Source organism: Acinetobacter sp. UC24323 (assembly GCF_024151445.1).
GTDB classification, from domain to species: Bacteria; Pseudomonadota; Gammaproteobacteria; order Pseudomonadales; family Moraxellaceae; genus Acinetobacter; species Acinetobacter baumannii.
The window spans coordinates 35,657-50,904 of record NZ_JAHIBY010000008.1 but is presented as its reverse complement, the minus strand read 5'-3'; the positions used below and the strand labels follow the sequence as shown (position 1 = coordinate 50,904).

Annotated in this window: 12 protein-coding genes and 2 tRNA genes; 7 read left to right on the top strand and 7 right to left on the bottom strand. The window is 40.2% G+C overall.

Annotated features, from left to right (window positions below; all coding sequences use genetic code 11):
- Positions 1-38: 38 nt before the first annotated feature.
- Positions 39-114, top strand: a tRNA-Glu gene (locus KNQ97_RS12040).
- A 28-nt stretch (positions 115-142) separates the two neighbouring features.
- Positions 143-218: transfer RNA gene (locus KNQ97_RS12035), tRNA-Glu, on the top strand.
- Positions 219-311: 93 nt separating this feature from the next.
- Here KNQ97_RS12035 and KNQ97_RS12030 read toward each other — a convergent pair.
- Complete coding sequence (locus KNQ97_RS12030; RefSeq protein ID WP_000529525.1) at positions 312-1,259, bottom strand: hypothetical protein; 948 nt, start codon at positions 1,257-1,259, stop codon at positions 312-314.
- A 273-nt stretch (positions 1,260-1,532) separates the two neighbouring features.
- Here KNQ97_RS12030 and KNQ97_RS12025 point away from each other — a divergent pair, with 273 nt between their 5' ends.
- Positions 1,533-1,871 carry a hypothetical protein gene (locus KNQ97_RS12025; RefSeq protein ID WP_001200011.1) on the top strand — a complete coding sequence of 113 codons (339 nt, stop codon included), beginning with the start codon at positions 1,533-1,535 and terminating at the stop codon, positions 1,869-1,871.
- Positions 1,872-1,889: 18 nt separating this feature from the next.
- Here KNQ97_RS12025 and KNQ97_RS12020 read toward each other — a convergent pair whose 3' ends face one another.
- The 5 genes from KNQ97_RS12020 to KNQ97_RS12000 form a co-directional block, all read right to left on the bottom strand.
- On the bottom strand, positions 1,890-2,846 hold the full coding sequence (locus KNQ97_RS12020; RefSeq protein ID WP_064479331.1) for a cation diffusion facilitator family transporter: 957 nt from the start codon (positions 2,844-2,846) through the stop codon (positions 1,890-1,892).
- 132 nt (positions 2,847-2,978) lie between these two features.
- Positions 2,979-6,137, bottom strand: a complete 3,159-nt coding sequence (locus KNQ97_RS12015; RefSeq protein ID WP_253612287.1) for an efflux RND transporter permease subunit — start codon at positions 6,135-6,137, stop codon at positions 2,979-2,981.
- Entirely contained in the window at positions 6,127-7,344 is a 1,218-nt protein-coding gene (locus KNQ97_RS12010; RefSeq protein ID WP_253612286.1) for an efflux RND transporter periplasmic adaptor subunit, read from the bottom strand. The genes KNQ97_RS12015 and KNQ97_RS12010 overlap by 11 nt, the downstream gene beginning before the upstream one ends.
- A gap of 2 nt (positions 7,345-7,346) precedes the next feature.
- Positions 7,347-8,762 carry a TolC family protein gene (locus KNQ97_RS12005; RefSeq protein ID WP_253612285.1) on the bottom strand — a complete coding sequence of 472 codons (1,416 nt, stop codon included), beginning with the start codon at positions 8,760-8,762 and terminating at the stop codon, positions 7,347-7,349.
- 54 nt (positions 8,763-8,816) lie between these two features.
- On the bottom strand, positions 8,817-9,215 hold the full coding sequence (locus KNQ97_RS12000; protein ID WP_001138085.1) for a cation efflux protein, CzcI-like: 399 nt from the start codon (positions 9,213-9,215) through the stop codon (positions 8,817-8,819).
- Between the two features lie 148 nt (positions 9,216-9,363).
- Between KNQ97_RS12000 and KNQ97_RS11995 the strand changes: the two genes are divergently transcribed.
- Both KNQ97_RS11995 and KNQ97_RS11990 read left to right on the top strand, forming a co-directional pair.
- A complete protein-coding gene (locus KNQ97_RS11995; RefSeq protein ID WP_103236229.1) occupies positions 9,364-10,056 on the top strand; it encodes a hypothetical protein in 693 nt (230 codons plus the stop codon).
- A 342-nt stretch (positions 10,057-10,398) separates the two neighbouring features.
- Entirely contained in the window at positions 10,399-10,779 is a 381-nt protein-coding gene (locus KNQ97_RS11990) for a tetratricopeptide repeat protein (RefSeq protein ID WP_253612284.1), read from the top strand.
- Positions 10,780-10,821: 42 nt separating this feature from the next.
- Here KNQ97_RS11990 and ettA read toward each other — a convergent pair whose 3' ends face one another.
- Positions 10,822-12,483, bottom strand: a complete 1,662-nt coding sequence (ettA, locus tag KNQ97_RS11985) for an energy-dependent translational throttle protein EttA (protein ID WP_000090021.1) — start codon at positions 12,481-12,483, stop codon at positions 10,822-10,824.
- A 297-nt stretch (positions 12,484-12,780) separates the two neighbouring features.
- Here ettA and KNQ97_RS11980 point away from each other — a divergent pair, with 297 nt between their 5' ends.
- Positions 12,781-14,058: an O-acetylhomoserine aminocarboxypropyltransferase/cysteine synthase family protein gene (locus KNQ97_RS11980; RefSeq protein ID WP_000221152.1), complete on the top strand. Its 1,278-nt coding sequence runs from the start codon at positions 12,781-12,783 to the stop codon at positions 14,056-14,058.
- 273 nt (positions 14,059-14,331) lie between these two features.
- A complete protein-coding gene (locus KNQ97_RS11975) occupies positions 14,332-15,222 on the top strand; it encodes an SDR family NAD(P)-dependent oxidoreductase (protein ID WP_001035486.1) in 891 nt (296 codons plus the stop codon).
- Positions 15,223-15,248 lie beyond the last annotated feature (26 nt).

Here is a 15,248-nt window from a genome sequence, read left to right as displayed (position 1 = left end):
TTTATTAAATCGACCTAATATACGCCCACCTCTGAAACGTCCCTATCGTCTAGAGGCCTAGGACATCGCCCTTTCACGGCGGTAACCGGGGTTCGAATCCCCGTAGGGACGCCAATATTTTTCAGATGTATGCCTCATATAAGTCCCTATCGTCTAGAGGCCTAGGACATCGCCCTTTCACGGCGGTAACCGGGGTTCGAATCCCCGTAGGGACGCCAAATTCTAAAAAGCCACTGCATAACGACAGTGGCTTTTTTCTTATCTAGACAATAAAAAAAGCTGATCATAAACCAGCTTCCCATCATACTTATTTAATTTGCGATTCCAACTTGAACTTCCAGACGGCCTGATTGAACACGTAGTCCTTTTATTTCGAACTGATCTACCAGTTGCTGCACAAGCTCACGACTTTCTCTTAAAATATTGAGTCCCGGTAGAATACTAAAGTCGGTTAAATTTAAAAGTTTTTCTACCATCCATGAACGGTTATTAATGAAATCAATAAAACCCGCTTGCTCAAGGTCAATGAACCACATGCGATGACCATCACGCTGAATACCCGGAATATCACGAATCAAATGATTAATCAGCGATGGAATAGGCAACATATTAATCACTTCAAAACCTACTCGACCAATACGGCGAACCGCCCAATTCGATAATGTTCCACCATGACGTATTTGCACATCCAGACTTTCATCCATTTGACGTAAGCGTAAGAACTTTTCTTGTCCAATGCGGCATTCCAATACTCGAAAATCTAAACTAAGCCGATATAGAAAACGGTGATAGTGCCCATCGATTTCAACCTGAAACCGATCATTGCCACATTGAACTTTAATATCATCAATTTCCGAACGATCTATGCGTTTACGAATTTGACTGTTTAATAGCATTTCTGGCAAATACAAATTCAAGGTACTTTTACCTAGAAAAGTACGCGCCATGATTAAGGCAACCTGTCTTGCAGTTTCACTTGTTTCAGACACCATATCTCTGACAGTCCCTGCTGCCAGGTTGGTCATGCCCACCACTCCACGCTTTGTATGAGATGTCACCTGATCCAAAGCATCTAAGGCTGCATCAGCAACTTCAGCAAGATTACGTGTAGTATCACTAGCAAACCCGACGGCGTCTTGCGCATGCTGTAATGTTTTATGCAGCAAACGGCGTGAGAATGACAGTTTTATAGGGTCAGGATTCCCTGAAACTGTTGATGTCGTTGTAGGCTTCGACTTATTGTCATCTTCTTGACCCAAGTCCCTCTCCTTTTTATATTTCTTTCACATCCTATTAATGAGTATTTCAGCTCATTTCCAGTGTTGGACACACTTGGTTTTTATCTAGATTAGCATGCTCTACAGCATTATTTTAATTTTTATGTGTACGCATAAATCATCGTTTTTTTATATATCCTTGTTTCAAAAAAGTATTTTATATCGGATATTCACCTCAACTTTTTAATCAGCTACAAATTTTTTTCTTTCTTTGCATTTCCGTTAGAATAGATTCAAATTTAATGTGGAGCTGTCATGCAATATCGTTGCCCTCAATGTCAAAGTGTTAAAATTATGCCGGTGAGCCAAGGTGTTAATAGTGCTAAACCTGTTGTGCCTAAAAGCTTAGTGATTTTAGTTCCTGCCATTTTTGTACTTTTACTCTTGGTTGTGATTAGTATTTTTATGTGGATTTTTGGCAATGGTGCAGGCAGCTCTCTTCAAATTGCAACAGTAGTTGCATTTGTGGTTACTGTAGGTGCAGGTTTTATGTTCTGGCGCGATTTGCCTGATTTTAAATTGTCTATGCAAGCATTTATGCAGTCACAAAAACATTGGAAATGTCGTGACTGCAATCATGAGTGGGAAATTTAAAACTATATTCACATCAGCTTAATGCTGATGTGAATGCGTCTTGTCATTATCGTTATGTTCGTGTGAAGCATGTTGAGCAATATGCTGACAGTTGATCTCAGCATCATCTTCAATTTGCAATGTCACTTCACCAATACCATGCTCATGAGAAAGCATTTCAACTGCATCTTGATAGAGCTTGTTACGGTCAGCTTCAGGCGCAAATAAGTGTACGGTTAAATGGATATTTTTAGACGTAATCGCCCAGACTTTGAGTTGGTGAATACTCTCCACACCATTTAATGAAAGTAAATCTGCACGTAGCTTTTCAATATCGACTTCTTCGGGTACACCTTCGAGCAAAATATTAATACTTTGTTTAAGTAAAACCCATGTTCTTGGCAACACCCAAAATCCAATCAGTACCGCAATAAGCGTGTCAATCCAGTACCAATTAGTGAAGTAAATAATAATTGCACCAATAATAACGCCAACTGAGCCTAGTGCATCACTCAATACTTCTAGATAAGCACCTTTCACATTTAAGCTGTTATTGGCACTCGACATAAGAATTTTCATTGAGATGAGGTTTATTACCAAACCAATGGTCGCGACAATCAACATTCCCAAGCTTTGAATTTCAGGTGGCTGCGAAAAGCGGATATAGGCTTCATATAAAATATAAATTGCCACCACAAAAAGCATAAGTGCATTAAATAAAGCGGCCAGAATTTCAAAGCGCTGATAACCGAAAGTACGTTTATTATCGGCAGGACGTTTAGAAATCTGTATGGCAACCAAAGCAATTGCTAAAGCAGCTGCATCTGTAAACATATGTGCAGCGTCAGAGAGCAATGCCAAACTTTGTGTGATTAAACCTGCAATCACCTCAACAATTAAGAATGTCGTGGTAAGCGCCAAGGCAATCGTTAATTTTTTAGCATTACCTTCAGTCACTACAGCATGACTATGATCATGACCATGATGTCCACCCATTTTGCGGACTCCTTTTTATTTATCTTTATGGTGAGTTAAAAGTAAAGATGAAGACATCATTACCTTTAACTCTTACAAACACTTTTTCGACTTAAATTTTGTAATCAAAAAAGATATCTCAAATCGATGACATTATGAATGCTCAACACTTTTTGTCTTGCCTTCATTCATCCATCGATAAATGACCGGTAATAAAACCAAAGTTAATATCGTAGATGAAATAATGCCACCAATAACCACTGTTGCCAAAGGCCGCTGAACTTCTGCACCAGTTCCTGTTGCCAAAGCCATTGGAATAAAACCAAGTGAAGCAACACAAGCCGTCATGAGTACCGGTCTTAAACGTAAGATCGCCCCATTCCACGTGGCTGTTTGAATATCAAATTTTTCTCTAAGCTCTTTAATAAAGCTCAGCATTACCAGACCATTCAAAACAGCGACGCCGGATAAGGCAATAAACCCAACACCAGCCGACATGGACAGTGGAATATCTCTTAGCCAAAGGGCAATCAGACCACCCGACAAAGCAAACGGCACACCGCTAAACACCAGTAAGCTTTCTTTCACATTATGGAATACAGCCATGAGCAGAATGAAAATCATAGCAAGCGCCAATGGAACAACTATTTTCATTCGTGCAGCAGCTGAAGCTAAATTTTCAAACTGACCGCCATATTCCAACCAATAACCCGCTGGCAGTTGTTCTTTTGCGAGTGTTGTTCTTAACTCTTGAACAAATGACCCTAAGTCACGGCCTTCTACGTTCGCAGTAATAATGACACGGCGCTTCCCATTTTCACGTCCCACCTGATTTAGGCCTGAGGTACGTTCAACTTTAGCTACATCTTGAAGTTGGATAAGTCCACCATTTGGCAACTGAATCGGAAGTTGAGCTAAGTTTTGGATGGTACGCTGCTGGTCTTCTAGGCGAATTTCAAAATCAAATCGTCTATCGCCTTGTAAAATCTGTCCAACATTTTGTCCACCAACACTTGCAGCAACAATATCTTGAATAGCTTTGGCAGATAATCCGTATTGCGCGGCCAGAGGACGATTAATTTCGACACTCAGCACCGGTAAACCGCTAGTTTGTTCTACCTTAACCGCGGTAGCGCCTGAAATTTTTTGCACTTTCTGAACGAGTGCTTGTGCCTGCTCATTAAGTACTTGCATATCGTCGCCAAAAATCTTGACGCCAATATCACTACGAATCCCTGAAATTAGCTCATTAAAGCGTAGCTCAATCGGTTGAGAGAACTCACTGTTATTACCCGGTAAGGTTGCCAAGAAAGCTTCCATACGTGAACGTAGCTCACTTAGCGTCTCTTTCGGGTTTGGCCATTGATCATGCGGTTTAAGCAAAATGACCGCATCAGAGATATTAGGCGGCATCACATCAGTTGCAACCTCAGCTGTCCCTGTTCGAGCAAAAACAGCTTTCACCTCTGGAAAGTTTTTCAAAATGAGCTTTTCAGTATTTTCCTGCATTCGCAGTGATTGCTCGAGACCAGTACTTGGTGAACGCATTTGCTGCAGGGCAAAGTCACCTTCACTGAGCTGCGGAGCAAATTCACTACCCATTTGGGTAGCTAATACACCTGTGAGAACTAAAATACTTAATGCAAAACTAACGACCACAATTTTAAGTTGATAAGCCTGATCGAGGATATCTCGGTATTTCTGCTTTAAAAGCAACATCCAACGTGTTTCTTTTTCTTTCACTTCACCCGTAACAAAAAGAGCAACTGCCGCAGGTACAAATGTCACAGAAAGAATCATGGCACCCAATAATGCCATCACCACTGTCATCGCCATTGGATGGAACATTTTGGCTTCAACACCAGATAGGGCAAAAATAGGTAAATAGACCACTAAAATAATCATTTGCCCAAAAATCAGTGGGCGACGGGCCTGTTTTGCTGCAAGGAAAACTTCTTTGAATCGTTCAGACCGCGTAAGAGGCCGATGTAAAGCATGCTGTGCTTCTGCCAGACGTCGAATACAGTTTTCTACAATAACAACAGCACCATCTATAATAATCCCGAAATCAAGCGCTCCTAAACTCATGAGGTTGGCACTAATGTTTTGTTCAGCCATACCTGTCAGGGTAAATAACATCGAAAGTGGAATAACGCAGGCTGTGATTAAAGCAGCTCGAAAATTTCCTAGAAAAATAAACAAAATCACAATAACCAGAATTGCACCTTCAACAAGGTTCTTCTGTACGGTTGTAATTGCTTTGTTTACTAAACTCGTTCGGTCATAAACCGTTTCGATTTCCACACCTTTAGGTAATGTAGGCTGAATTTCCTTAATTTTGGTATCAACCGCCTGAGCAACGGTACGGCTATTTTCTCCCATCATCATCATGGCAATGCCAAGAACAGTTTCCTCACCGTTGTAAGTTGCAGCCCCTGTTCTTAAATCATGCCCAATAGAGACATTCGCCACATCTGCCACGCGAATTGGTAATCCACTTTTGGTGCTCACAGTAATGTTTTGAATATCTTCAACACTACTTAACATGCCTGGTACACGAACAGTAAGTTGCTCTCCGTTTTCTTCAATGAAACCTGCACCGCGATTTTCATTGTTTTCTTGCAGAGCAGTTTGAAATTCATTGATTGAAATTTGAAGCTGCTGCAAACGTTTTAAATCAGGTGACACAATATAGGTTTTGTTGTAGCCACCAATACTGTTAATTTCAGCCACGCCTTTCACACGTTGCAATTGAGGACGTACAATCCAGTCCTGAATTTCACGCAAATCCATGGCTGTATAGGTCGTGCCATCTGCTTTTTTAGCACCAGATTTTGCTTTTACCACCCATTGGTAAATTTCACCCAGTCCCGTTGAAACAGGAGACATCACGGGGTCAACCGATTCAGGTAGCTGTCCGTCCGCTTCTTGTAAACGCTGATTAATCAGTTGTCTTGCCCAATAAATATCGGTTCCGTCTTTAAAAATGATGGTGACTTGGGAAAGCCCATAACGAGAAATGGAGCGAGTTTGTTCCAGATTTGGAATTCCTGCCATCGCATTTTCAATAGGATAGGTAATCCGCTGTTCAACCTCTAAAGCGGTATACCCATTGGCTTGAGTATTAATCTGGACTTGGGTATTGGTAATATCTGGAACAGCATCAATAGGGAGTTTTTGATAACTCCAAATGCCAACACCAATCCACGCCAGAACAAAAAGCATGACCCAAATGGCATTTTGAATAGCAAACTGAATAACTCTGTCAAACAGTCCTTCTGGCTTGGGCAGCTCAGGTTTATTAATGTCCATGCTCAGCCTCTCCTTTTTCCAATTCGGACTTCAGTAAGAAGCTGCCTTCTACAACATAGCGCTGGCTTGGATTAATTCCTTTTACAACTTCAACCCATTGACCATCTTTAGAACGTTGGCCCAGCTGTACAGTCACAGGTTCAAACTCAAAACCTGTTTTGACTATTTTTGGTGTAAAGATAACGTCTTTACCTTCAACTTGTTGAACTGCTTGCGCTTTTACACGAGTCACTTTTTGTGTTGATCCTGCATTTAGCTCAACATTAACCATCAAGTTTGGACGCAGCTCACTGCTATTTGCCAAAACTTTGGCACGTACTTGTAAGCGTCCAGTCTGAGCATCTGCCTCTGTTGTTAAACTTTGAACCTGAGCAGAAAAAGAATTCCCAGTTTGTAAAGATTTAAATTCAATCTGTTGATTTGGCTGTACATTGATATTTGCATTGCTTGGTAAAATGAATTCCAGCCATAACTGATCAAGCTGATTAATAATAAAAAGCTGATCTGCTAACTGTACGTTTTCACCCACTACAATATCCTTATTACTCACGATACCCGCAATTGGCGCTGTTAAGGTATAACGCCCTGCTGAACCAGAACCTGCCCCGAATGCACTTAAGCGTGAGCGAGCTGCTTTAACCTGAATTTGTGCTTGCTGATAAGCGTTATAAGCTCGTTGATAATCTTGTTTCGCTGAAATTCCTTGAGACCATAAGCTACGTTCACGCTCATAGTCCTGACGTGCTAACTCAAGATTAGACTGGGCTATTTGCAAATTGGCTTGCTGATCGACTAAATCTGGCACTAATAAGCTTGCAAGTGCCTGGCCTTTTTTAACTTGTTGTCCTAGTTCAACATACACCGCTTCGACACGACCACTAAAACTTGGCGAAACATGGGCTTGGCGGTCTGTATTGACTACTAGTTTGCCTGGATAAGTCTGAAGTTGAGGAACTTCACCTAGTTCAGCTTGTTCAATTTTTAAATTTTGTTCCTGCATTTGCTGAGCAGTGAGTAGTAGTGGTTTTTCTCCCTCATCATGGTGCTCTTCACCCTCTTCTTCAGCATGGCCGTGGCCTTCCGATGGTTCCGAAGAATTAGATTTATTTTTTGAATTTAAAACCAGTAAACCAATTAATATTGCAGTAATGGCAGCAATTACTCCAACCCAAAGCCATTGAGAATTTTTCTTTAAATTTGCCGACATTATTATTCTCCTGCCTGAGTTGGAAAAGTTTGAGCTTGTTGCCAAGCACGTTGATTAAGTTGCATTAAGGCATCTTTCGCCATGATCTGTTCTGGCTCTAGCCCTAGACGTAAACTTTGAATTTCAATTGAATTTTGCCAAGCCTGTTTTAATAGCTCGACTTTACGTAAGCGCACATCTTGCAACTGCATTGTGGCTTGCTGCACATCGGTAACGGCAAACTTACCCAAACGGAAACCTTGCAATGTTTTTTGTTGAACCTGAACGGCAAGAGGAACTTGCTGATCATTTAATTGCTTGAACTGAATATGTAAGCCTTTTAACTCTGACATCAGAGTTTCAATATCCACTTGATTCTGCTGTCGATAAAAGCTCTGTTGTCGTTGAGACAGCTCTTGTTTGGCCTGAGCAATCTTGATTCCGTATTGTTGACGATTAAAAAGATTTAAAGGAATTTCCACCCCTAAGCGGATTTGATTTTCCGTACGCTGCTCTGGGGAACGAGTGTTATTCACCCCCAAAGTTACCGCAGGTTGTGGTCTTGCTTTTGCCTTCAGCTGTTGAATAGTGGCTTGCTGCGCAAGAGCATCTAGTTGAAAAGAGCGCTCTAGCAAATTGTTTTGTCGATCTTGACCAGACTCTACATCCGCTGCCAATACCCACAGCTGATTAGAACTTTGAGATAGTTGGATCTGATTTGAATCACCGCCCCATAAGTTGGCCAGTTGCTGTTTAGCAACTTGTAGTTTCAAATCGACCTGCTGATATAAACGCTGGTTTTCCAAGTGAGACATACGTACCCGATCTACATCAACCTGAGCAATACTCCCTGCCTGATAACGCTTTTCCGATGCAGACAAGTTCTCTTGGCTAACTGCTAACTGTTCTCCAATGAGAGACTTTTCAAGTTCAAGCAAGGCCACTTGTGACCAGAAATATTTAACTATTAACTCAAGCTCAGCCTTATAACGTTGTTCGGCCAAGTCAACCTTTGACATTTCTACTTTAGCTAAATGCTGTGCGGCCTTACGCTGCCCAAAAATATCTAAAGGCTGAGAGATGCCGATCGCGAGTTCTTTTTCTTGGTCACTCTGCAAACCTGTTTGCTCAATAGAAAGACTTGGATTTGCCCATAAGCGACTTTGTTTTAATTGCGCCTCAGCCATTTGCTGCTGTGCCTGCCAGACACCTTGTTGAGTTTGATAGCTTTGTGCTCGCGCTAATGCCTGTTCAAAACTAAAAGCTGCTTTTTGGGTATAAGAGCCCTGTTGAATATCAGAAGCAGCATTTGCCATTTGTCCCGCCAATAACATGACAATAGACAGGCTTGAGATGGTTACAACCTTTTTCAACGTTATCTTAACGTTACAACCCAATAAGTCGGGATGGTTCACCCGATTTGAAAAAATAGAAGACATGTTTTAGCCCCGCAATAAATAAAAGATGCGGTGGGCTTTTTTTGGCTACCCCACCTATAGCGGGGTTAAAACAGGAGGCGGTTTTAAGGCACTAAGATGTGGAGACTGGTAAGAATTAGACCAATGATAAATTTGTGAAAGTTCATGCACATGCAAAACAGGGGTTTGAGCTTGTTTTGCAACTTCTGTCATGACGACATGAAAACATGTCGGTAAATGATCATGATGGTCTTGTAAGTTTAAAGGTGCTTTATGAGCAGCATCTAAAGTCTCAGTATGTTCAACATGGGTATGTGAAGACGTTTGATATACATTTAAAGCTGCATGATGACCAAAATGATGTAGTGCTTTTTCTTGATTTTCATGCGCGCAAAAAGCCGCTGCTATATTCCATAAACTCTGGAATATAAGCAAACAGAATAAGACGGACATGAAAATTGCAGAACGTGGCAACAGTACACCATGGCTGTTAGAAATTGCACGAAGCAACTATAGCAGGCGAGCTACATGTAATAAAATTACAAAACGTTGATTTATGGGTTCCATTCTTAACCCAGATGTTTCCTAAGTTTTTTAAAAATAATTTTTAAGAGTAATGTTCATGTATAAAACATTGACCACTAGCCTACTAGTAACTTGTCTTGGCTTAAGTGGATGTGCAACTTCTATTTTATCGACTGCCCTTCCGAATGAGACGACTGAGGTCCAAACAACTATTTTAAAGACAGATCAAATTATTGCACTGGGGCAAACCATTAAAAACCAGCAAGAACAAGGCGTCGTATTTATAGGACAAGACTTTAATTATTTAATGACGGAAGGAAGTTCGGAATTTTTAAATATCATTAAAAATATTCCTGTAAATCAAAGAACTTTAATTATTCCATCTCCTCTGCTACTTGAAATGGATGACCCTACGCATTTTCATGGTGAACTCAAGTTTCAATACAATATTCCCGCTTCAAAACTTTCTGATCAACAGAAAGAAAATTTAAAAAATTTAGGTTTTAAAAATCATTTTATGGTTATGGAGAACCAAACACAGCTTTTATATCCCTACGCTATTATTCGTTTTAAAGGCCAAATTTATCAAACCAGTCCTACTTTAAAAGTTCAACAAACGATTCCAACTCCATATCCAATCGCCTTACAACAAAAAGATGAAATAACCAAGAAACATCCGTTTAAACGTGTAACGCGTATGGCGCTTTATCCTTTAGCGATGGCATTTGATATAGTGACGGTAGCCCCTTCTCTCATCTTGTCAGATTTACGAGGTGACTTTACTAAATAAGCACCCTTACTAATCTAAAAACAAAACCAGCCCTTAGGCTGGTTTTGTTTAAGAAAATTTCTTTTGTTTGATATTTATAAATTTTCTCAATTTTTTTATTTTGAATAATCATTTGTTCTTAAACTTTTTAAATTCTATTTTCATGTTTGTATACCAATACTTTTATAGAAATTTCGCTAAGCGTAAAAACACGTGTAACTTTTATGTAAGCTAAAACTTCATCATTTTTCATCCAAATGCGCTATATCAGATTTACAAAAAATAACATAAGATTTTCATATAAGGGACTAGCTTAAAAGTGTGAGTCAATTCAATCAAATTGAGGAACAAGGGGAGACTGTCATGAATATGAAAACAATCAAGCATGGGCTTAATCACTTGTTTGCCTTTGAAAACTTACCAGCCGATATGCATTCACAAGCTGAGGATGAAATTGAACAAGGCTTACGCTTTGAAGAGTTAGCCATACAAGATCATGAACGTATGCAGAATTGGTTAGATATTACCTCAAATGACCGCAATGCGATGTGGTGCTACCTCCGTGCAGCTTTAAGAGGTAATGCTGACGCTTCCTTTAAACTTGGTATTGGCTATTTAAATGGTCAATTTGGTTTAGATAAAAACTACACTGAAGCTGAAAAGTGGTTAAACAAAGCAGCAAGTCAGGGACATCCTGATGCTGAACGTTGCTTACAAGAAGCTTTTAGTAAACTTGCCTTCTAACAAAAAACCAGCCCTTAGGCTGGTTTTTAAATTTAGCAGTAATTAACCGCTAATTTTTTTGTATTTCTTGCGATGAGGCTGAGCGTCATCACCTAGCTTAGCACGGCGATAAGCTTCAAACTCGGTATAGTTACCTGTATAGAACTCTGGTTGCTCATCTTCAAATGACAAGATATGAGTCGCAATACGGTCAAGGAACCAACGGTCATGCGATACAACCATGACTGTACCCGGGAATACCAAAATTGCATCTTCAAGTGCACGTAAAGTTTCTACGTCCAAGTCGTTTGATGGCTCATCCAGTAAGATAACGTTTGCACCTTGCTGTAAAATTTTCGCAAGTTGTAAACGGTTACGCTCACCACCTGACAATTCACCTACGCGTTTTTGCTGATCTTGGCCTTTAAAGTTAAAACGACCAATATAAGCACGTGATGCAATTTCATAATCGCCCACTTTCAAGATGTCTAAACCGCCAGAAACTTCTTCCCAAACCGTTTTGTTATCATCTAAAGTGTCACGAATCTGACCCACGTAAGCCACTTTAACTGAATCACCAAGTGTTACAGTACCGGTGTCAGGTTTTTGCTCACCTGTCATCATACGGAATAAAGTCGTTTTACCGGCACCGTTAGGACCAACAATACCTACAATTGCTGCTGGTGGTACGGTAAATGACAAGTTTTCGTAAAGTAAACGATCACCAAATGACTTGCTGATATTTTCTACTTCAACAACCTTGTTACCTAAACGTGGACCAGGTGGAATATAGATTTCAGAGGTCTCATTACGCTGTTGGAATTCGCGTGAGTTAAGCTCTTCAAAACGCTCCATACGCGCTTTGTTTTTCTTTTGCTGACCTTTCGCATTTTGACGAACCCATTCAAGTTCTTTTTTCAATGCTTTAGCAAAAGATTCTTCTTGTTTCTGCTCTTGTTCTAAACGAGCATTTTTTTGCTCCAACCAAGAAGTATAGTTACCTTGGTAAGGAATACCGTGTCCACGGTCAAGCTCCAAGATCCACTCGGCAACGTTATCTAAGAAATAACGGTCGTGCGTAATCGCCACGATTGTGCCAGGGAAATCTTTTAAGAATCGCTCTAACCAAGATACAGACTCTGCATCCAAATGGTTCGTTGGTTCGTCAAGAAGCAACATATCTGGTTTAGAGAGCAATAAACGGCAAAGTGCTACACGACGGCGTTCACCACCAGAAAGCTTAGTTACATCTGCATCCCAAGCTGGAAGGTTCAAGGCATCTGCCGCGATTTCAAGCTGGTTATTTAGGTTATGTGCATCCCAAGCATGGATAATTGATTCTAATTTTTCCTGCTCTTTCGCAAGCGCATCAAAATCAGCATCTGGGTCTGCATATTCTGCAAATACCTGATCAAGACGCTCTAAAGCATCTAAAGCTTCACGCACACCATCTTCAACGTTACCACGAACGTCTTTAGTCGGATCAAGTGGCGGTTCTTGCTCTAAATAGCCGATTTTAATTCCAGGTTGTGCACGAGCTTCACCAGAGAAATCTTTATCTACGCCAGCCATAATACGAAGCAAGGTAGACTTACCCGCACCGTTCAAACCGAGAACACCAATTTTGGCACCCGGGAAAAATGATAAAGAGATGTCTTTTAAGATTTCGCGCTTTGGCGGAACCATCTTAGACACTCGGTTCATCGTATAAATATATTGGGCCACGCAGGACTCCTCAATTGAAAAACCAATACATCGCAAGACGCGACAAAATAATCGCGCGTATTATACGATGAAAACACTAATGACTTGAAGTTATGATTTCCATCGTACGGATTTATCAAACAATTTTCTTTTTCAATAAGTTGCAAAATGTTTATGTATAAGATTTATACAACGTTTCAGCGTATATTTTTCTATCCATATTCCTAAAATTGGATAACAAACCAGAATTTCTGCAATTTTCTATATAAATTTTAAGCTAGACTCGCTCAATATTTAACTCACGAAGATGAAGTAATCATGACTTATAAAGATGAAACCTTAGCCATTCACGCAGGCTACACTCCAGAAGCAACCACTAAAGCTGTTGCAGTCCCTATCTATCAAACAACTTCGTATGCATTTGATAACACACAACACGGTGCCGACCTTTTCGATTTAAAAGTTCAAGGCAATATCTATACCCGTATTATGAATCCAACCACAGCCGTACTTGAGCAGCGCCTTGCTGCGTTAGAAGGCGGTATTGGGGCATTAGCTTTGGCATCGGGAATGGCAGCTATTACTTACGCAATTCAGACCATTACTGAAGCTGGAGATAATATTGCCTCAGTCTCAACTTTATATGGTGGAACGTACAACTTATTTGCTCATACCCTGCCAAAACAAGGCATTGAAGTTCGCTTTTTTGATTATCAAAAGCCTGAAAGCTTACGTAACTTAATTGATGATAAAACTAAACTTGTTTTTGTTGAGTCAATCGGCAATCCGCTTGGAAATATCATCGATCTAGAAGAAATTTCGAAAATCGCCCATGAATATGGCGTACCTGTCGTTGTTGATAATACAGTCGCTACCCCTGCTTTATTAAAACCATTCCAATATGGCGCCGATATCGTCATACATTCTTTGACTAAATATATTGGTGGTCATGGCAATAGTATTGGTGGTGCGATTATCGATAGCGGTAAGTTTCCTTGGGGTAAATATCCGGAGCGTTTTAAAGTATTGAACACGCCAGACCCAAGCTATCATGGTGTGAACTATGTCGAGGCATTAGGTGAAGCTGCCTATATAGCAAGGGCTCGGGTTGTACCATTACGTAATACAGGCGCAGCTATTAGCCCGCTCAGTGTTTTCTTAATTTTACAGGGTCTAGAAACGCTTAATTTACGGATGGAACGTCATACTGAAAATGCACAAAGAATTGCGGAATATTTGCAAAATCATCCGAAAGTAAAATGGGTCAATTACGCAGGCTTAAAAGATCATCCACAACACCAACTTGCGCAAAAATATGTAAAAGGTAAACCTTCTGCAATTTTATCTTTTGGGGTTCAAGATGGCCGTGAAGGCGGTACTCGCTTCATTGATGCCCTCCAGCTATTTACCCGCCTTGTGAACATTGGTGATGCGAAAAGTCTGGCGTGTCACCCTGCAACCACAACTCACCGCCAACTCAACGAACAAGAACTAAAAGCTGCTGGTGTAAGTGAAGATATGGTACGTCTTTCAATTGGTATCGAGCATGTTGATGACCTCATTGCCGATTTAGAACAAGCACTTTCATCCGTATAAATTTTAAACTCATCTAACAAGCCTCTGGAATTTAGAGGCTTTTTTATTTTCAAGTGATTTAACTATTAAGAATAATTAATGGATTAGGGTAGTAATTTAGAGTTTTTACTCTAAATAAATTGTTAAATTTCATATATTTACATACTAGACAATTTTTAAACATCTATTAAGATAAGGCAATATTTAGGAGTTCATCAGGATGAACCAACGGTTGTAAAAATAAAAATTACATACCGGAATAAATAGCCCCTGCCCCTACTTAGGTAAAATGCTGTGAATAAAAAATTAGAAGCTCTGTTCCAGGAAAAGGTACAAGGTAAAGTCATCTTAGTGACAGGCGCCTCAAGTGGAATCGGTTTAACGATTTCCAATAAACTTGCTGACGCTGGTGCGCATGTTTTACTGGTTGCCCGTACTCAAGAAACATTAGAAGAAGTCAAAGCAGATATTGAAAGCCGTGGCGGTCAGGCATCAATTTTCCCATGTGATCTGAATGACATGGAAATGATTGATCAGGTTTCTAAAGAGATTTTAGCTTCTGTTGACCATATTGATATTTTAATTAATAACGCAGGTCGTTCTATTCGTCGTGCCGTTCATGAGTCTTATGACCGTTTCCACGACTTTGAACGTACTATGCAATTGAACTACTTTGGCGCTGTACGTTTAGTGCTCAATATTTTGCCTCACATGATTCAACGTAAAGATGGGCAAATTATTAATATTAGTTCGATTGGTGTATTAGCAAATGCAACCCGCTTCTCGGCTTATGTTGCTTCTAAAGCTGCGCTTGATGCATTTAGCCGTTGTCTATCGGCAGAAGTTCATGCACATAAAATTGCAATTACTTCAATTTACATGCCTTTAGTGCGTACACCAATGATTGCACCAACTAAGATTTATAAATATGTACCGACTCTCTCACCTGAGCAAGCAGCCGATTTAATTGCTTATGCGATTGTGAAACGTCCAAAACGTATTGCAACTAACTTAGGCCGTTTGGCTTCTATGACCTATTCAGTGGCCCCTGGCATTAACAATATGTTTATGTCGATTGGTTTCCGTCTGTTTCCAAGTTCAGACGCCGCAAAAGGCAAAAAAGCTGAAAAACTTAACTGGGTGCAAAAAGCATATGCACGCATTTTCCCTGGTGAGCATTGGTAATTTAAAATATTCAGCGAGCTTAAATA